Source organism: uncultured Algibacter sp. (genome assembly GCF_947490405.1).
Lineage (GTDB): Bacteria > Bacteroidota > Bacteroidia > Flavobacteriales > Flavobacteriaceae > Algibacter_B.
On sequence record NZ_CANLGU010000002.1, the window covers coordinates 747,325 to 763,099 of the forward strand.

Consider the following 15,775-nt stretch of genomic DNA (forward strand, 5'->3'; position numbering starts at 1 on the left):
TGTAAGACTATAACAAATACAGAACCCAAATTTTAAAAACATGCGAAGTACAATCTTAAGCTTAGCCTTCATTATTTCATCTTTTAGTTTTATTAATGCTCAAAAAATTGATGTAGAAAAAGTTTTTGGTGGTTTTAAATACACACAAAATGAGGAACTAATCTCAATTGGAGACTTAGTGACTATTATGGAAAACAACACTGAAGCTTTGGAATTAATAAAAAAAGGAAGGACTAATAGAAGTTTTGCTGGTGTTTTAGGTTTTGCAGGAGGCGCTTTAATAGGTTGGCCAATTGGAACATCGATAGGGGGTGGTGACGCAAATTGGACATTGGCTGGTATTGGTGCGGGTTTGGTTGTAGTTAGTATTCCTGTTTCTTCAAAATCAAATAAAAAAATTAATCAGGCGGTTGAATTGTATAATGCTGCTTTAAATGGAACATCATATAGTAATTTTAATCCAGAGTTTAATGTTATCGCAAACACAAATGGTGTTGGGTTTTCGATGAATTTCTAAGGATATGATGTTTAAGCGGATTACAGCATTTTTTTTAATTCTAGTTTGTATTTCACATAGTTTTTCTCAAGATTCTAAATTTAATTTGGATATTAATTATCCAACGCCAATTGATGATAATTTTGTAGGTATAAACTTTAAAGGAGTAATTGATTTAGGATTTAAATACCATTTTTCAACAAACAAGGTTGTTAATTTAGGAATCTCTGTGAATGGAGGACTTTTTAAAAGACCGAAAAGTGATAGGTTGCAACCTAACGAGACAAGTATGATAGCTATTCAACCAAGGATTTTTACCCAATTCAAGATAAATAAGTTGCAAAAATTACATCCTTCAATAGGTTTAGGTTATGCGCTGATGAATTTTAACATAAGGGATTTTGATGGATTCAATTCTCAAATTAACGCTAGCGAGAATGAAGGCGGAATAAATATAAATTTAAGTCTAGTTCTTGATGTTTCTGAAAAGTTATATGCTCAGATTCAATATGATTTTATAAAAACTAAACCTGATGCTGGTATACCTGATATAAAATATAATACAAAGATTAATATTATAAAAATAGGACTCGGTTGGCGTTTGTAAATATCTACTTTTTATTGAGTTCTAATTTTTCAGCAAAATAATCACAAAAATCTTTCATAGTAGCACTCATTTTATCATCTTGGGTAGCTCTATAAAATGTATCACTCATAGCAACTAAAGTTTGATGAAAGAAAACTTTCATTTCGTCAACAGGCATATCCTTTGTCCATAAATCGATACGAAGCGTTTCTTGTGTTTTGGCATCCCATACGGCAAGCATCATAGCTTTAGCTTCTTCGTCAGTTATGCCGCCATCCTGTGCGGTCCAGTGTAATTTTTCTGGTACGCGATTTTCATCTAATTCAACATTAATTTCTATTTTAGATTTTATGCTATTTGCCATTACTTGCGTGGTTTAAATTTTGAATTATTAAAAATATCTTCGGTACTTTTTATAAGCATGTCTTTTAAAGAAATATCATTTTGATTCATGTAAGCTCTTACAATTTGCCAGCCTATGTATTGTCCAATACGTCCTGGAGATTTTGTGTCGATTTCTTCTAGATAAAATTTTGAAAATGGTGCTGGATTAATAAATCTACTGGGTAATTTTGAATCGGTACTAAAAAGTAATTCTCGACTTACAAAATAACGCCAAATATAGCTTTCGTTTGCTTTTACCCATTCTAATTCATCTTTATTATAGCCAATGCGTGATACCTCAGTTTTAAAAGGAATTATAATGTCTTTAAAATATAAAAGCTTTCCAAAATAAATCATTTCATCAAGTAATGTCTTTCGGTTAGGATGATAGGTGTGCTTCTTAGCATACTCATTTGCTAAATCTACAACAACCTGCTCTTTATTTAGATTCGCTTTTAAAAAATTAGCAATACCTCCATAAAACTCATGGTTACTACCTAAATAAGAGTCTAAGGCTATAACCACGATAGTGTCTGTAACTATTACGCGGTTTCTAAAATCCACATCATTTGTTGTTGTAATAATTCTTGGTGGATTAAATTCTGGGAAATAATATTTTAAATGATTGAATAAGGATTCTATTTCGTTTTCAGTATCTTCAAAATTCGAAAAAGTATTTTCAACTTCGTTAAATAATTGAACCTGTAATGTATCTGCTTTTTTTGCTAACCAAAACGAATCTGGATATTTTTCTGAAAACATAAAAGGATAGGCTGTTTTTAAATCAGAAAGTTTACCAGAAGTCACATTAGCGAATAGCATATCAAACCGTTCAATTTGTATATCTGTATTAATTTTTGCTATATTCTGTACTAGTGCGACATCTTTTTTACATGAAAAAGCAACAAGTGTAATGAAAAAAAGCAATAATAAAGGCTTCATATAAAACTTAAACGACATAAATTTTTATAAATTGAGGGTATAGGTTATTTTTGTTAACAAAGGTACTATTCTTAGAATTAAATTCATTTAAAATGCAAACAGAAAAAGTTGTAAATCATATTGTGAAATGGCTTAAAGATTATGCTACTAATGCAGGTGTAAATGGTTTTGTGGTAGGGGTCTCAGGAGGTATTGATTCGGCTGTAACCTCTACGTTATGTGCTAAAACAGGATTAAATGTATTATGTGTTGAAATGCCAATACATCAAGCAAAAAGTCATGTTAGTAGAGCGCACGAGCACATTGCACAACTTAAAGCACGTTTTGAAAATGTTGATGATACGCGAGCAGACTTAACGCCAGTTTTTGAAGAATTTAAGACTGAAGTGTTTCTGGATGGAGAGCAAGCCGTAATTGATATGGCTTTAGCTAATACGCGTGCAAGATTAAGAATGACTACCCTATACTATTATGCAGGACTTTATGGTTTACTAGTTGCTGGTACAGGAAATAAAGTAGAAGATTTTGGTGTTGGTTTTTACACTAAGTATGGAGATGGAGGTGTAGATTTAAGTCCGATAGCTGATTTAATGAAATCTGAAGTTTATAACATAGGAGAATTTGTTAAAGTGCCAGAATCTATTATGAAAGCAGCTCCAAGTGATGGTTTATTTGGTGATGCAAGAAGTGATGAAGATCAAATTGGAGCATCTTATCCAGAATTAGAATGGGCAATGAAAATGGATGATGAAGGTAAGAAAGTCAATGACTTTTCTGGGAGAGAACAAGAGGTATTTAAAATATATAAACGTTATAACAATAATAACAAACATAAGATGATTCCTATTCCAATTTGCGATATTCCTAGTAATTTACTGTAACTATTGCAGATTATTTAAAAAAGTCTTACATTTACGGCAAGCTTAATCTCTCAACCTAACTAGCTCTCAACTAGTTATTAAAAAAAGCTTTTCATTATGATAAAATTATTAATAGCAGACAACCACCCAATTACGAGAAAAGGGCTCGAAGTTCTTTTTTCTGCATCTTCCAACATCAAAATTGTTGGTAGCGTAGACGATGGCGAGGCCATCTTAGATTTTGTAAAGAAAAATCCTGTAGACATTATTTTAACAGAAGCAGATTTTCCTAAGTTAAATGGACTAACAGTATTGCGCCATTTAAAAAATGATTACCCAGACATTAAAACTATTATTTTTAGTGCTCAACCAGAAGAAGTTTATGCCATTAACGCCATTAAAGCTGGTGCTCAAGGCTATTTAAACAAATCTGTTAACGTTATTACTATTAATGAAGCCATTTTAAAAGTGAATGATGGCGGTATTCATTTAAGTAATGATTTAACACAGCAACTAGCTTTTGGTACTAGAGTTAATAAAGGTGGTACGTTTTACAAAAAGCTTTCTACCAGAGAAGCCGAAGTACTTAAGCTTCTTACCATTGGTAGAAAAAACAAGGAAATTTCAAAAGAGTTAAACATTAACGAAAAAACAGTTAGTACTTACAAAGCAAGATTAATGCGTAAGCTTAAAGTTACTAATTTAGTTGATTTAGTTAATCAGGCTAAACTTAGCCAACAAGTTTAGAGTTTACAATACTCTATTTAGCTTTCGAGATAATAACATTTTTAGACCCGAATAGTCTTTTACTTCTTCAAGTATATTTCTATTCGAGTCTATTTTGTTTTTTAATGTTTCTTGCTGAAATTCTTTTACCTTTTGGTCAATTAAAAAGCAGCGCAAGCTTAAAATAGTTTCACTTACCAATTGAGCTATGGTGTGTTCTTTTTCTTTGGGAAAAATGTTCATCCTATTCCAGTCATCTAAAGTGTAACGATCATCTTCCATCAAAATGGTAGTGATTTCGTTGGCCATATCTTGATCTACAGAATTCACAAAAGTTTTTAGCTCAAATGCTTCGTCTTGATTTAGCCTGTCTATAATAGTAAAGTAAAGTGTTTTGAAATGTGAGTTTGTAAATTCCATCTCATCATCTTGTAGGTCTAAAAATACTTTTTCAAAAACTTTAGCTTGATGAATAACAGGTTCTAATACTAAATCCCCATCGTCGTTTTCTTTTAAAACTAAATCTTCAAAATCTTCAGTTTTATTTCCATACAGTAATAAGATTTCAATTATTTTTCGTTCTAAAACAAATTGAACATCCACTTTTTTTACAGGTTGTTCATGCTTTATTACCTCAAAAGCTTTCTTTTCGGTTTTAAACTTTTTATTCTCTTCTTGGTGTTCTTTTTTATTGATTTGTGCTAGTGTGCTGAACAGAACTTCCTCACTTATGTCCATGATTCTTGCACATTCCTGTATATAAATTTCTTTTTTTATACGATCTGGGATTTTAGAAATACTATTAACAATATCCCTAACTGTTTCAGCTTTTTTTATAGGATCGTTTTTAGACTCTTCAAATAAAACTGAGGCTTTAAATTGTATAAAATCTTTAGCATTTTCATTTAAATAAGTAGAAAGTTCTTCTAGGGTATTCTGTTTTGCAAAACTGTCAGGGTCTTCTCCTTCTGGAAAAGTACACACCTTAACATTCATACCTTGTTCTAATATCAAATCAATACCTCGCAATGAAGCACGCATTCCAGCAGCATCACCATCAAAAAGCACTGTAATGTTTTTTGTGAGTCTATTAATAAGTCTAATCTGTTCAGAAGTTAAGGCTGTTCCAGAGGAGGAAACCACGTTTTTTATTCCTGTTTGATGAAACTGAATGACATCAGTATAACCTTCAACCAAATAGCAGTTGTCTTCTTTGGCAATGCTTTGTTTTGCATGATAAATGCCATAGAGTACTTTGCTTTTGTGGTAAATGTCACTTTCAGGAGAGTTAACATATTTTGCTGCTTTTTTATCAGTAATTAATATGCGCCCTCCAAACCCCAAAACACGACCGCTCATGCTTTTTATAGGGAACATAACACGTCCTTTAAATCTGTCAAAGCGTTTGTCTTCTTTAACAATAGTAAGCCCTGTTTTTTCTAAATAGTCAATATGGTATCCTTGTTTTAAAGCGTCATCTGTAAAGGCTTGCCATTCGTTTAGAGAATACCCTAAATCGAAGGTTTTAATGGTTTCATCTGTAAATCCACGTTCTTTAAAGTAACTGAGTCCAATGGATTTACCTTGGTCTGTTTTATGTAGTATTCTCTGAAAGTAAGTATTGGCAAATTCACTAACTAAATATAAACTTTCACGTTCGTTTGCTTTTTCTTTTTGCTCGTTAGATTGTTCAGTTTCCTCAATTTCAATATTGTATTTTTTAGCTAAATACTTAATAGCTTCTGGATACGTAAAATGCTCATGTTCCATTAAAAAAGAGACTGCCGTACCACCTTTTCCAGTAGAGAAATCTTTCCAGATTTGCTTAACTGGCGATACCATAAAACTTGGGGAGCGCTCGTCACTAAAAGGGCTTAAGCCTTTAAAGTTGCTTCCTGCTTTTTTAAGTTGTACAAAATCACCAATTACTTCTTCCACTCGTGCGGTATCAAAAACTTGATCTATGGATGATTGTGATATCAATTTTGAACTATGTTTTGTAGAATGTAAAAATAAGACAAAATAACACACTAAAATATAGCTTTTTGTCTTTGTTAAAGATTTAAATTAATTTAGTTGACATATTCTGTTAGGTGTAATTTACAAAAACAATTTTTAGTGAAAGTCATCAGTTAGAGGGAAGAGAATAGCTTAATTTAAATGAAAAGTAAAGTGCAATATCAAATTTATGTTATTGAATTATCGAAACGTGTATTTACTGAAAATGCTAAGTTTAGAGCAGCTAACCCGCAGTTTAATGGTGTTTTAGAATGTCTCTATGTTGGTATGACTAGTAAAACACCAAAAGAACGATTTATTCAACACAAAACGGGTTATAGAAATAAGAAAGGTTATAAAATATCTTCTAGTATTGTAGAGAAATATGGTTCTTATTTAAGGCCCAGTTTGTATAATCATATTAACCCTGTAAGTTCAAGACAAGAAGCTCTAAAAATAGAGAAACTCTTAGCGTTAGAATTAAGAAGAAAGCGTTATGCAGTTTGGTTTAATTAAATAAAAAACGCTCCAAAATTAATTGAAGCGTTCTTGTTATAATATGTATGTAGAGGTTCTTGACTACTACATCATCCCTGGCATGCCGCCACCTCCCATTGGAGGCATAGCAGGAGCATCTTCTTTAATATCGATTAAAGCACACTCGGTTGTAAGAATCATGCCAGCTACAGATGCTGCATTTTCTAATGCGATACGTGTTACTTTTTTAGGGTCTATAATTCCTGCTTTAAGCATATCCACATATTCTTCAGATTTGGCATCATAACCAAAATCTTTTTTGCCTTCTAAAACCTTATTGATAACTACAGAACCTTCACCACCTGCATTCTCTACAATTGTTCTTAAAGGTGCTTCGATTGCTTTATTTACAATTTGAACACCGGTAGTTTCATCAAGGTTATCCGTTTCTATCTTTTCAAGGGTTTTTTTAGATCTCACTAAGGCAACACCACCACCAGCAACAATGCCTTCTTCTACAGCAGCTCTAGTTGCATGTAAAGCATCATCAACACGGTCTTTCTTTTCTTTCATTTCTACTTCAGAAGCAGCACCTACATATAGTACAGCAACACCACCTGCTAATTTAGCTAAGCGCTCTTGTAGTTTTTCTTTATCGTAATCTGAGGTAGTTGTTTCTATTTGAGATTTTATTTGGTTTACGCGTGCTTTGATATCTGAAGCTTTTCCAGAACCGTTAACAATCGTTGTGTTGTCTTTATCTACGGTTACAGTTTCAGCTGTACCAAGCATACTTAAATCTGCATTTTCTAGAGTAAATCCTCTTTCTTCAGAAATAACAGTTCCTCCAGTTAAGATGGCAATATCTTCAAGCATAGCTTTACGTCTATCTCCAAATCCTGGTGCTTTTACAGCAGCAATTTTTAGTCCACCTCTTAATTTGTTAACTACTAAAGTAGCCAAAGCTTGTCCGTCAACATCTTCAGCAATGATTAATAAAGGACGACCAGATTGGGCTACAGGCTCTAATATTGGAAGAATTTCTTGTAAATTAGAAATCTTTTTATCGAATAATAAAATGTATGGATTTTCTAAATCTGCTACCATTTTATCAGAATCGGTTACAAAGTAAGGTGATAGGTATCCTCTATCAAATTGCATCCCTTCAACAACATCAACGTACGTTTCCATACCTTTAGCCTCTTCAACAGTAATTACGCCTTCTTTTCCAACCTTACCGAAAGCTTGAGCGATTAACTCGCCTATAGTATCATCATTGTTAGCCGAAATAGCTGCTACTTGTTTTATTTTTTCAGAAGAATTACCAACTTTTTTAGCTTGCTTTTCAAGGTCAGAAGTAATAGCATCTACTGCTTTATCAATACCACGTTTTAAATCCATTGGGTTAGCACCAGAAGCTACATTTTTTAAACCTTCTTTTACAATTGCTTGTGCTAAAACGGTAGCGGTGGTTGTTCCATCACCAGCTAAATCGTTAGTTTTAGAAGCTACTTCTTTTACCATTTGAGCACCCATATTTTCATGCTCGTTTTCTAGTTCGATTTCTTTTGCTACAGAAACACCATCTTTAGTGACTTGTGGTGCTCCAAAACTTTTACTAATAATTACATTACGCCCTTTAGGTCCTAAAGTTACTTTTACAGCATTGGCTAATGCATCTACACCGCGCTTTAAACCATCACGTGCTTCAATATCAAATTTTATATCTTTTGCCATTTTTTAAATTTTTTGTCATTCCTGCGAAGGCAGGAATCTATTTAACTTTTTGTTGAATTTTATTGGATTCCGCATCAAGTGCGGAATGACTGGTGTAATTATATAATTGCTAGAATATCGCTCTCACGCATGATTAAATAATCATTACCCTCAAGTTTTAGTTCTGTTCCTGCGTATTTACCGTATAAAACAGTGTCGCCAACTTTTACCGAAATAGGTTCGTCTTTAGTGCCAGGTCCAGCAGCAACAACGGTTCCTTTTTGAGGTTTTTCTTTTGCGTTGTCTGGTATAATAATTCCAGAGGCAGTTTTTGTTTCGGCTGCAGCAGGTTCAATAAGAACTCTGTCTGCTAGTGGTTTAATGTTTAATGCCATGTGTTGTATATTTTTGATTTTAAAGTTATAATTAACGCTTAAGCGTTATGCTAAAAATGTGCCAATACTTGGTAACTGACAAACTTGCAGACCTTGATTTGTTAAATTAGCTAGAAACAAAAAATGCCAACTTTTAAAAGTTGGCATTTTGTTTTATTTATTTTAATTTTTAGATACCAGTTGAATCTGCAGGTGTTGCAGTATTATTGGTTGCAGGTAAAGGTGTGGTACTTGGTAATGGTTGTGTTGTTTGTGCGTCTGGATCTAATGCTTTTGAATCTGCACTTGCGCCACCTCTATCTATAGCAACGTTAGATATTAAAATTAATACTAGTAACAAGGTTGCTAATGTCCATGTGCTTTTGTCTAAAAAGTCAGTTGTCTTTTTTACACCACCCAATTGTTGGGTGCCACCGCCACCAAAAGATGAAGATAATCCACCACCTTTAGGGTTTTGCACCATGATTACTACTACTAGCAAAAATGCTACAACCACGATAAGGATTAAAAATATTGTAAACGTGCTCATTATTCTTTATTGTTTTGTTCTTGTAATTGCTCTACCGCTTTAATTTGGTTTGCAAAGAAACTACTTTTTTCTGGATATTTCAAACTTAAAATCTTATAAGATTGAATAGCCTTTTTGTAGTTCTTTTGCTCAACATAAATACGTGCTAAAGTCTCTGTCATTAAAGCTTCAGGCTGTATCATTTGAGCTTTGGCTAAATTCACTTTTTGTGTACTAGCTTTAACGGGGCTTATTTTTGGATTTTCAGAAATAAATTTATCTATAAGTTGAAACTTCTTAGCTTTATCTAGCGTTGTTTTAGTTTCAGCGGATTTTTCATGAGTATTTCTTTCAATAGGTTTAAATCTTGTAAGCTTCAACCATTCATTAAAAGAATGTGTTTCCTTTTTGTCAAATTGAAGCGGTTTTCCCAGATTCAATATATCTTCAGCAGTGACTTCTTGGGTTTTTGTGTGTTCAGTAACATTTTCTATGGCTTCAGATTCATCTAAAATGAAGCTAGGGTTTTTTTCAGGTAGTGCTTCTTTGGGTTGAAAAAGCAAAGGATCTAAAACACCATCTGTTTCTTTTATATGTTGTTTAAGTTTGTCATCAATTGTGACTTTTTTTAGTACTGAAATGTCCTCGATATCAATATTAATATCTTTTAAATTATCAGTGTTCTTTTTGATGAATTTTGAGATTTCATTTTGAATAAATGCGTCAGATGTAATAAAGTCAAAAAGGATACTTCTGTCTGAAGTGTAGGCTGCAGTGGTCTTTAGCTCTTGGTTGTAGGATATGCTGCCTTGATCTTTTAGTCCCTTTAAATAGATGGCTCTTGCAGGTTGAAAATAAGGAAAATCTTTAATAATTGATTTTATGCCTTCAGTTTGCTCATGCGAAATTGTTTGAGGGTTTTGAAGAATATTTGTAAAACCTGTTTGATCCATTTTTACCATTTAGCTAATGTAGCATTAAAAATATCTTGAGTGATACGCTCAAAAATTTCTTCGTGAGCGGTAGTTTTTTGTGAGCCAACTAGCTGCTGGCTGCCTTCGTAGTCAAAAAAGAATGAAAAGCTTTTTTCTAAATCATCTTCAACTTTTTTTCTGTTAAAAAAGCGAAGTTTAATTGTAATGGTTAGTCTGTTTTGTGCAGCTCTGTTGTCAGATGTTGCTGTAGTAGGAGAGATTCTGTATTCTGTTATTTCGCCTTCATAAACTAAATCGCCTTTAGAAGGTACAAGTGTTAAATTGGTTTGGTTTTGAATCAAATCTTCAAGAGCTATTTTAAAATCACGATCTAATCCTGGTTCAAATAATAAAGCTGTATTTTCAAAACGATTGACTTGATAGGTTTCTGTTCCAGGAGGAATTGAAGCTCCCGTAAAAGAATAGAATTTACAACCAAAAAAAGTAATACTTAAAGTTAAAAGAAAAAGGTATATAATATTTTTTTTCATATTTATTAGATTCCTAAAATTTAGTAGACTAATTGTTTTCTCAAGTTAAACGTTATCTTATAAATCGTATTGTTTAATTTTTCTATATAATGTACGTTCACTAATGCCTAACTCGGCTGCTGCTAATTTACGTTTTCCGTTGTGACGTTCAAGCGATTTTTTGATTAATTCTAGTTCTTTATCATGAAGGGATAATGTTTCTTCCTCTTGAATTTCTTCAGCAAAATAGTATTTATCTTGAGTTGGAGCTGTGTCCTCTTCAGTAGGAGAATGTTCAGGAATGGCTATAATATCATTGTTTTCAATGGTTTCTTCATAATTAACGGCATCATCATCATTGTCACCGTAAATTTTCTGAATCAGCCCCTCGTTATTTTTTTTAACATCTTTAGTGTTATCATTTTTCATCAATTCCATTGTCAACTTTTTCAAGTCGTTTAAGTCGCTTTTCATATCAAAAAGAACTTTGTATAGAATTTCACGTTCACTACTGAAATCACTTTCAGATTTGGATGTTTTAATTATAGCAGGTAAATTTGTTTCAGATGAAGCTGGTAAATACCCTTGGAGTGTTGAGGCACTTATAGTGCGATTTTGTTCTAAAACCGAAAGTTGTTCTGCAATGTTTCGTAACTGACGAATGTTTCCGCCCCAGCGATGTTTTAATAAAACCTGAATTGCATTATCGGTAAGCTTTACTGTTGGCATTTTGTATTTGAGTGCAAAATCGCTAGCAAACTTTCTAAATAGTAAATGGATATCTTCTTGCCGTTCTCTGAGAGGAGGTAAATTGATGTCTACAGTGCTTAATCTGTAGAATAAATCTTCACGAAATTTTTCCTTTTGAATGGCTTCATGCATGTTTACGTTGGTGGCAGCTACTATTCTTACATTGGTTTTTTGAACCTTACTGGAGCCCACTTTTAAAAATTCTCCATTTTCCAAAACGCGTAAAAGGCGCACTTGGGTTGTTAGTGGTAATTCTCCAACTTCATCTAAAAAAATAGTACCGCCATCGGCTACTTCAAAATAACCTGCACGGGTTTGAGTGGCTCCTGTAAAGGCGCCTTTTTCATGTCCGAACAATTCACTGTCTATGGTGCCTTCTGGAATAGCGCCACAGTTTACAGCAATGTACTTGTTATGCTTTCTGTGAGATAATTGGTGTATGATTTTAGGGATACTTTCTTTACCAACACCACTTTCTCCAGTTACTAAAACTGAAATATCAGTTGGCGCCACTTGAATCGCTTTTTCAATAGCTCTGTTTAGTGATGGTGTGTTTCCAATAATCCCAAAACGTTGTTTTATAGCTTGAACTGATTCCATGTAATTAATCTTCTTTTTTATTCCCTATACATACGGGAAGCATTTTTAATGCTCAATATATTCAGAAACTCCACTTTCATTCTTGTTATCCAGCCATTCCCAATTAAGTGTTAACTTTATTTTATTTGTACTTGTTAAACTTATTTGAGCAAGGGCTTTTCCTGCTTTTAATTCGTTTTCTGTTGTTATACATTGGTATAACATATTGAGTGTATTGTTACTTAAGTGAGCAATTATTTTTCCATATTTAATGGTGCCACCAGAATAATTAGCGGTTACTAAACTGCCCTCTTGTTTATATTTAAAAATGGTCTCAGAATTCACTGTTCCGTTTTCAGAGTTCTCTAAAAGTGAAAATGTTTTATTGTTAAAGTTGAATTCTGACATACTGCTAATTATTCTCTGAATACCCAACAGCCTCACCTATAAGTGTTGCGGTAGTACAATCGTTAACTTTTACGTTTACTAAATCGCCTATTTTATAATTCTCCTTAGGAAAAACAGTCACAAGATTTTGTGGTGTACGACCAGACCAATGTGCATCTGATTTTTTAGATGTCTTTTCAATAAGCACTTCAACAACTGTGTTTAAGTTTTGCTGTGTTCTATAACCACTGTGTTCTTGTTGTAATTCAACAATTTCTGCTAAGCGTTGTTTTTTTACAGGCTCAGGAATATCATCTTCCATTTTACGTTCTGCTAGTGTTCCTGGACGCTCAGAATAGGTAAACATATATCCAAAATCGTATTTCACATATTCCATTAGCGAAACGGTATCTTTAAATTCGTCATCAGTTTCAGTGGGGAAACCTACAATCATATCCTGACTTATGGCGCAATTAGGAATTATTTCTCTAATGTTATCTATTAGCGTCATATATTCTTCTCGTGTGTGTAATCGGTTCATTTCTTTTAAAACACGATTATTGCCGCTTTGTACAGGTAGATGTATATGGTTGCAAATATTGTGATATTTAGCCATGGTTTCTATAACATCTAAAGTAAAATCTTGAGGATTTGATGTTGAAAATCTAATACGCATCTTTGGTTGTGTTTTGGCGCACAACTCTAATAGTTTTGCAAAATTTACAGATGTGGCTTTTTGGATGTCGCTGGCTTTTTCAAAATCTTTTTTAAGTCCGCCACCATACCATAAGTAGCTATCTACGTTTTGTCCAAGCAAGGTGATTTCTTTGTAGCCTTTATTCCACAGGTCATTAATTTCTTCAAGGATACTTTGTGGGTCTCTACTACGCTCTCTTCCTCTTGTAAAGGGTACAACACAAAACGTACACATATTGTCGCAACCACGGGTAATGGATACAAAAGCGGTAACACCATTAGTGTTAAGTCTAACAGGGGCAATATCTCCGTAAGTTTCTTCTTTTGAAAGAATAACGTTTATAGCGTCTCTGCCTTCATCTACTTCTGCTAAAAGGTTTGGCAAATCTTTATATGCATCGGGGCCAACAACTAAATCAACAATTTTTTCTTCTTCAAGAAATTTTGTTTTTAAACGTTCTGCCATACAGCCCAAAACACCAACTTTCATTTTTGGATTGTGATCGCGTTTTACAGCGTTATATTTTTCAAGACGTTTACGAACAGTTTGTTCAGCTTTGTCTCGAATAGAACAGGTGTTTACTAAAACTAAATCGGCTTCTTCTAATTTTTGAGTGGTATTAAAACCTTGCTCTGTCATAATGGAAGCTACAATTTCGCTGTCGCTAAAATTCATAGCACAACCATAACTTTCGATAAAAAGTTTACGATTATTGCCTTCTTTTTGTTCTAACACTAAAGATTGGCCTTGTTTGTTTTCGTCTATTGTCTTTTCCATAAATTGATTGATAACTCTACTGAGTCAATAAGCATGCAAAGATACAATTAATTTGTGTTTTATGACAAAGTGGCAGTTTGATTTTTTGAAAGAAGTTTTTGTGGTTTTGGGGTTAGAACAGAATTTATGATTAATAAAACACAGCTGCGAATAGGTGCGCAAGGGATTGCAGTGGAAAGCCCACAGCGTTCCCGATTGCTATCGGGAGCGCGAGGACTTGTAACGTAAAGCCCGACCCTTAAGGGATGCGCCATAATATTTTAAAAAATTGGTTTTTATACGCAACCTTACCTGAGTTTTTGTATCTATAGTATAATAAACTTGCCCTAAATGAAGAATCTGCTTAAAAAAGTATCTTTTGCTACAGGAATTATGTTTTGTTCGATGAATGTGCTTTGTGAAGACATTGATGAGCCAAAGATTAATTATGGTTTTTGTGATTACGAAACCATTATTGATGCAGATTTATATAAGGATTTTCAATCTGCAACATTTGAATTTGTTAGTGCTGAAATAATTGATGATTGTTTAATTATTGAAATTGGGGCCTCTGGCTGTGATGGGGGTACTTGGGAGTTTGAATTAGTAGATTCTGGCGCTATTGCAGAGTCTTTGCCTGAGCAACGTTTTTTAAAATTACAACTGGTAAATAATGAAGATTGTGAGGCCTTTTTTCAAAGAACAACTTCTTTTGACTTAACACCCGTTAGAATTCATGACAGTGGTGAAATTATTTTAAATATCGACGGGTTTGATAGCTCATTAAATTATATATACTAAATTATTTAAATTATGAAATTAAAGTACCTTTTTTTGTCCCTAATATTTATTGGATTTTTGTCTTGTGACAAGAATGATGATGATGACTATGAATTTGTACAGGTTGCAACGCCGCAATTAATGAGTAAATCAGCTTTTAGAAGTTCGGTAGATATTGTTGCTCCAAAAGCTATTGAGGAACCGGGTAAAATTTATGTTTACAACAACTATATTTTTGTTGGCGATGTGGATGCTGGGATTCATGTTATTGATAACTCAAACCCTGAAGCACCTCAGGCTATTAAGTTTATTGAAATTCCTGGTAATGAGGATATATCTGTGAAAGATAATTTTTTATATGCTGATAGTGCTACCGATTTAGTGGTTTTTGATATTTCGGATATCAATAATGTGACTATTGTAGAGCGCTTAGAAGATGTTTTTAATGTATACGATTTAGATATCCCTACAGAAGCTCAAGCTGTTGAATACGGAAAATATGATTTTGAAGAAGATATTATTGTTGGGTGGACTGTAACTACAGAGCGTAGAAAGAAAGTTGATAATTCACGCATTGATTTTGTTACAAACGATGTTGTGCCTTTAAGTTCTGGAGCAGAATCTGCAACAGGGACTGGAGGTTCTTTAGCTAGGTTTCAAATAGTTGATAATTATTTGTATGCTGTAGGAAACTACGAAATGGCTATTTTTAATATTCAAAATTTAAAAGAGCCTTTGCTCGCTAACACTCAATATGCGGGTTGGAATATTGAAACTATGTTTCAGGCTGGAGGGTATTTGTATCTTGGAAGTACAAACGGTATGTATATTTATAGCTTAGATAACCCATCGGATCCAGAGTTTGTTTCAGAGTTTGTGCATTGGGAAGGTTGTGATCCTGTAGTAGTTGATGGAGATTATGCATATTTAACGTTACGAGGCGGTAATCTTTGTGGGCAAATTGAAAGTGTTTTGGAGGTGATAGATATCAGTGATAAATCCAATCCTGTATTAGCAGAAAGATATAGTTTGGAAAATCCTTATGGTTTGGGTGTTAGAAACGATATGCTTTATGTTTGCGACGGTACTGCTGGTTTAAAACTATTTGAACGTGAAACACCAAAAGATTTAAAGTTGGTAGAAACACTACAAGATGTGCAAGCTACCGATGTTATTCCTTTAGATAATAGTTTGATCATGATAGGAGGAGAGACTTTATATCAATACAAATATTTGGAAAACAACATTGAGCTAATTAGCTCATTCAAACTAGACTAAAACTAAATAAATGTTG

At 33.4% G+C, this 15,775-nt stretch carries 18 protein-coding genes; 7 read left to right on the forward strand and 11 right to left on the reverse strand.

Going from position 1 to position 15,775, the window contains the following annotated elements; all coding sequences use genetic code 11:
* Nucleotides 1-40 precede the first annotated feature (40 nt).
* On the forward strand, nucleotides 41-517 hold the full coding sequence (locus Q0772_RS07190) for a hypothetical protein (RefSeq protein WP_298342118.1): 477 nt from the start codon (nucleotides 41-43) through the stop codon (nucleotides 515-517).
* Nucleotides 518-521: 4 nt separating this feature from the next.
* Nucleotides 522-1,103 (forward strand): outer membrane beta-barrel protein, encoded by a 582-nt coding sequence (locus Q0772_RS07195; protein ID WP_298342119.1) that lies wholly within the window; start codon nucleotides 522-524, stop codon nucleotides 1,101-1,103.
* A 4-nt stretch (nucleotides 1,104-1,107) separates the two neighbouring features.
* On the opposite strand, the gene gldC is transcribed toward Q0772_RS07195, so the two are convergent.
* Together gldC and gldB are read right to left on the reverse strand one after the other, a co-directional pair.
* Nucleotides 1,108-1,446 (reverse strand): gliding motility protein GldC, encoded by a 339-nt coding sequence (gene gldC / locus Q0772_RS07200; protein WP_298342121.1) that lies wholly within the window; start codon nucleotides 1,444-1,446, stop codon nucleotides 1,108-1,110.
* Nucleotides 1,446-2,426, reverse strand: coding sequence for a gliding motility lipoprotein GldB (gldB, locus tag Q0772_RS07205; protein WP_298342123.1), 981 nt, complete (start codon nucleotides 2,424-2,426; stop codon nucleotides 1,446-1,448). Before gldB ends, gldC begins: the two co-directional genes overlap by 1 nt.
* Nucleotides 2,427-2,500: 74 nt before the next feature.
* Here gldB and nadE point away from each other — a divergent pair, with 74 nt between their 5' ends.
* Nucleotides 2,501-3,289 carry an NAD(+) synthase gene (gene nadE / locus Q0772_RS07210; RefSeq protein WP_298342125.1) on the forward strand — a complete coding sequence of 263 codons (789 nt, stop codon included), beginning with the start codon at nucleotides 2,501-2,503 and terminating at the stop codon, nucleotides 3,287-3,289.
* Nucleotides 3,290-3,385: 96 nt separating this feature from the next.
* Nucleotides 3,386-4,015 carry a response regulator transcription factor gene (locus tag Q0772_RS07215; RefSeq protein ID WP_298342128.1) on the forward strand — a complete coding sequence of 210 codons (630 nt, stop codon included), beginning with the start codon at nucleotides 3,386-3,388 and terminating at the stop codon, nucleotides 4,013-4,015.
* A 3-nt stretch (nucleotides 4,016-4,018) separates the two neighbouring features.
* Here Q0772_RS07215 and dnaG read toward each other — a convergent pair whose 3' ends face one another.
* Nucleotides 4,019-5,977: a DNA primase gene (dnaG, locus tag Q0772_RS07220; RefSeq protein WP_298342131.1), complete on the reverse strand. Its 1,959-nt coding sequence runs from the start codon at nucleotides 5,975-5,977 to the stop codon at nucleotides 4,019-4,021.
* A 177-nt stretch (nucleotides 5,978-6,154) separates the two neighbouring features.
* Here dnaG and Q0772_RS07225 point away from each other — a divergent pair, with 177 nt between their 5' ends.
* A complete protein-coding gene (locus Q0772_RS07225) occupies nucleotides 6,155-6,508 on the forward strand; it encodes a ribose-5-phosphate isomerase (RefSeq protein ID WP_298342134.1) in 354 nt (117 codons plus the stop codon).
* A 66-nt stretch (nucleotides 6,509-6,574) separates the two neighbouring features.
* Here the strand turns inward: Q0772_RS07225 and groL are convergent, their stop codons facing one another.
* The 8 genes from groL to miaB all read right to left on the reverse strand — a co-directional run bounded on the left by groL (nucleotide 6,575) and on the right by miaB (nucleotide 13,722).
* Entirely contained in the window at nucleotides 6,575-8,206 is a 1,632-nt protein-coding gene (gene groL / locus Q0772_RS07230; protein ID WP_298342137.1) for a chaperonin GroEL, read from the reverse strand.
* A gap of 98 nt (nucleotides 8,207-8,304) precedes the next feature.
* The gene (locus Q0772_RS07235; protein WP_298342140.1) at nucleotides 8,305-8,580 is read right to left on the reverse strand and encodes a co-chaperone GroES; all 276 of its coding nucleotides are present in this window, start codon (nucleotides 8,578-8,580) and stop codon (nucleotides 8,305-8,307) included.
* A 169-nt stretch (nucleotides 8,581-8,749) separates the two neighbouring features.
* On the reverse strand, nucleotides 8,750-9,109 hold the full coding sequence (gene secG, locus Q0772_RS07240) for a preprotein translocase subunit SecG (protein ID WP_298342142.1): 360 nt from the start codon (nucleotides 9,107-9,109) through the stop codon (nucleotides 8,750-8,752).
* On the reverse strand, nucleotides 9,109-10,041 hold the full coding sequence (locus tag Q0772_RS07245) for a hypothetical protein (protein WP_298342145.1): 933 nt from the start codon (nucleotides 10,039-10,041) through the stop codon (nucleotides 9,109-9,111). The genes secG and Q0772_RS07245 overlap by 1 nt, the downstream gene beginning before the upstream one ends.
* A 2-nt stretch (nucleotides 10,042-10,043) precedes the next feature.
* Complete coding sequence (locus Q0772_RS07250; protein ID WP_298342147.1) at nucleotides 10,044-10,553, reverse strand: LptE family protein; 510 nt, start codon at nucleotides 10,551-10,553, stop codon at nucleotides 10,044-10,046.
* 57 nt (nucleotides 10,554-10,610) lie between these two features.
* Nucleotides 10,611-11,882: a sigma-54 dependent transcriptional regulator gene (locus tag Q0772_RS07255; RefSeq protein ID WP_298342150.1), complete on the reverse strand. Its 1,272-nt coding sequence runs from the start codon at nucleotides 11,880-11,882 to the stop codon at nucleotides 10,611-10,613.
* 45 nt (nucleotides 11,883-11,927) lie between these two features.
* Nucleotides 11,928-12,269 carry a hypothetical protein gene (locus Q0772_RS07260; RefSeq protein ID WP_298342153.1) on the reverse strand — a complete coding sequence of 114 codons (342 nt, stop codon included), beginning with the start codon at nucleotides 12,267-12,269 and terminating at the stop codon, nucleotides 11,928-11,930.
* Between the two features lie 4 nt (nucleotides 12,270-12,273).
* A complete protein-coding gene (miaB, locus tag Q0772_RS07265; RefSeq protein ID WP_298342157.1) occupies nucleotides 12,274-13,722 on the reverse strand; it encodes a tRNA (N6-isopentenyl adenosine(37)-C2)-methylthiotransferase MiaB in 1,449 nt (482 codons plus the stop codon).
* A 330-nt stretch (nucleotides 13,723-14,052) separates the two neighbouring features.
* Here miaB and Q0772_RS07270 point away from each other — a divergent pair, with 330 nt between their 5' ends.
* Both Q0772_RS07270 and Q0772_RS07275 read left to right on the forward strand, forming a co-directional pair.
* Nucleotides 14,053-14,502 (forward strand): hypothetical protein, encoded by a 450-nt coding sequence (locus Q0772_RS07270; RefSeq protein WP_298342160.1) that lies wholly within the window; start codon nucleotides 14,053-14,055, stop codon nucleotides 14,500-14,502.
* A gap of 33 nt (nucleotides 14,503-14,535) precedes the next feature.
* Entirely contained in the window at nucleotides 14,536-15,759 is a 1,224-nt protein-coding gene (locus Q0772_RS07275) for a hypothetical protein (RefSeq protein WP_298342163.1), read from the forward strand.
* The last annotated feature ends 16 nt before the right edge of the window (nucleotides 15,760-15,775 follow it).